Annotated in this window: 2 rRNA genes; both read right to left on the reverse strand. The window is 64.8% G+C overall.

What is annotated here, in order from left to right:
• Positions 1 to 15: 15 nt before the first annotated feature.
• Positions 16 to 131 (reverse strand): 5S ribosomal RNA (gene rrf / locus AAAX77_RS09725).
• Positions 132 to 280: 149 nt separating this feature from the next.
• Positions 281 to 3,084, reverse strand: a 23S ribosomal RNA gene (locus AAAX77_RS09730); the annotation flags it as partial.

Below are 3,084 nucleotides of genomic sequence, written 5' to 3' on the forward strand. Positions count from 1 at the left end.
TCGGTGCCGTCCACCGGTCAGCGGCGCCCTGGCCTCCCACGGGCTGACCCCGCAGTACTCTCGGCGCGATGGGGCTTAGCTTCCGGGTTCGGAACGGGACCGGGCGTGCCCCCCATGCTCTGGCCGCTGACCGGTGGGCGGCGCCCACCGTTACGGTGTCCTGGGTCTCACTCTACACGTGCCCTGGGGGCCGCATGGCGTATAGGAAAGGTCTGACTCGGGGGCATCCTCGTGCCCGGACCGCGCGTGAGCGCTGGGTCCCGCGGGCCGCGAGGTGCGGTTCCGGAAGAGCTCGGGCGATTAGTGCGGCTCGGCTGAGGACGTCGCCGTCCTTGCACCTGCCGTCTATCGACCAGGTAGTCTACCTGGGCCCTTACCGGAAGGAGAACTAATCCCTGGAACGGCTTCCCGCTTAGATGCCTTCAGCGGTTATCCGCGCCGCACGCGGCTACCCGGCCGTGCCGTTGGTCGACAACCGGTTCACCGGAGGTGCGTCCACCCCGGTCCTCTCGTACTGGGGGCAGCCTCCATCGATTCTCCTGCGCCCACGGAGGATAGGGACCGAACTGTCTCACGACGTTCTGAACCCAGCTCGCGTACCGCTTTAAACGGCGAACAGCCGTACCCTTGGGACCTGCTCCAGCCCCAGGATGCGATGAGCCGACATCGAGGTGCCAAACCTTGCCGTCGATGTGGACTCTTGGGCAAGATCAGCCTGTTATCCCCGGAGTACCTTTTATCCGTTGAGCGACGGCCCACCCACTCGGGGCCGCCGGATCACTAGAGCCTGCTTTCGCACCTGCTCGGCTTGTGGGCCTCGCAGTCAAGCCCGCTTGTACTCTTGCATTCAAAAGGACGGTTGCCGACCGTCCCGAGCGGACCTTCGCGCGCCTCCGTTACCCTTTAGGAGGCGACCGCCCCAGTCAAACTGCCCGCCTGGCACGGTCCCCGAGCCGGTTGACGGCCTCGGGTTAGGACGCCGGTCGCGCGAGGGCAGTATTCCAAGGGCGGCTCCCCGGGGGCTGGCGCCTCCGGATCGATGCCTCCTGCCTATCCTCTACACGCGGGACCAGCGGCCAATGCCAAGCTGCAGTGAAGGTTCACGGGGTCTTTCCGTCCTTCCGCGGGTAAGTCGCATCTTCACGACCAGTGCAATTTCACCGGGTCCATGGTCGAGACAGCGCCCAAGTCGTTGCGCCTTTCGTGCAGGTCGGAACTTACCCGACAAGGAATTTCGCTACCTTAGGACCGTTATAGTTACGGCCGCCGTTTACCGGGGCTTGGCTTCGGGGCTTCGCCGAATCGGCTAACTCCTCCGCGTGACCTTCCGGCACCGGGCAGGCGTCAGACCCTATACGTCGCCTTGCGGCTTCTGCAGAGTCCTGTGTTTTTGGTAAACAGTCGCTTGGGCCTCTCCACTGCGGCCCGCCTCCGCTCCCCGGGCGAGCCGGTTCACGTACGCGCGGGCACCCCTTCTCCCGAAGTTACGGGGCCATTGTGCCGAGTTCCTTGACCATGGTTGACCCGATCGCCTCGGTATGTTCTACCCACCCACCTGTGTCGGTTTGCGGTACGGGCGCGCACGCGCCTGCCTAGGGGTTTTTCTAGGGACCTCGGGCTCACTCGCTTCGCTTAAGTGCTTCGTCCGGAGCCTCGCCCTGTGTGCGGACCGGATTTCCCTGGTCCGCGGGCCGCGCTCCATCACGGGGACGTCCAGAACCCCGCCGAGCCACCCCCATCCGTCGCCCCGTCGGTCGTAGCGCCGCGTGCGCGGTGCAGGAATGTCTGCCTGCTGCGCGTCGGCTACGCCTACCGGCCTCGCCTTAGCCCCCGACTGACCCTGGGAGGATTAGCCTTGCCCAGGAAACCTCGGGTTCACGGCGGACGAGTTACTCTCTCGTCTCTCGCTACTCATGCCAGCATTCTCACTCCCATGCGCTCCACCGTCGGTCGCCCTCCGGCTTCTCCGCCCATGGGAAGCTCCCCTACCGATTCTAATGAAATAAAATCCCGCCGCTTCGGTGTCCAGCTTAGCCCCGTGTATTGTCGGCGCATGTCCACTCGACCAGTGAGCTGTTACGCACTCTTTGAATGGATGGCTGCTTCTAAGCCAACATCCTGGTTGTCTGGGCGGACGCACATCCTTTGCCACTCGGCTGGAACTTGGGGACCTTAGCGGGCGGTCCGGGCTGTTTCCCTCTCGAGCACACAGCTTAGCCCACATGCTCTGACTGCCGCGCTCTGGGCCGCCGGCATTCGGAGTTCGGTTGGATTCGGTAGGCGGCGAAGCCCCCTCGTCCATCCGGTGCTCTACCTCCGGCGGTGAACGCGCGACGCTAGCCCTAAAGCTATTTCGGGGAGAACGAGATATCTCCGGGTTTGATTGGCCTTTCACCCCTATCCGCAGGTCATCGCCGCCGTTTTCAACCGACGTGCGTTCGGCCCTCCACGGGGTCTTACCCCCGCTTCAGCCTGCCCACGGATAGCTCACCCGGCTTCGCGTCCGCGGCGCGGGACTCAAGTCGCCCTGTTAAGGCTCGCTTTCGCTCCGGCTCCCTTTCGGTTAACCTCGCCCCGCGCCAGCGACTCGCTGGCTCATTCTACAAAAGGCACGCCGTCACAACTGAAAGTTGCTCCGACTGCTCGTGGGCGCACGGTTTCAGGTACTGTTTCACTCCCCTCCCGGGGTGCTTTTCACCTTTCCCTCACGGTACTGGTGCGCTATCGGTCACAGGGTAGTACTCAGGCTTGGATGGTGGTCCACCCAGGTTCGGACCGGGTTTCACGTGCCCGGCCCTACTCAGGGACCGCGTCGCGCCGTCCGGTCTGGGTTCGCGTACGGGGCTGTCACCCGCTGCGGCCGGCCCTCCCATGCCGTTCCGCTCCCCAGCCGGACCTGCGCCCGGGGGCGGCAGCCCCCGGATGCGCGGCCCTGCAACCCCGTCGGCGGAACCCCTGCCGGGTATGCCCGCTCGACGGTTTGGCCATCGGTCCCCTTTCGCTCGCCGCTACTCGGGGAGTCTCGAGATTGATTTCCTCTCCTCCGGGTACTTAGATGTTTCAGTTCCCCGGGTTGTCCTCCCC

The organism is Collinsella sp. CLA-ER-H6, assembly GCF_040092305.1.
GTDB lineage: Bacteria > Actinomycetota > Coriobacteriia > Coriobacteriales > Coriobacteriaceae > Collinsella.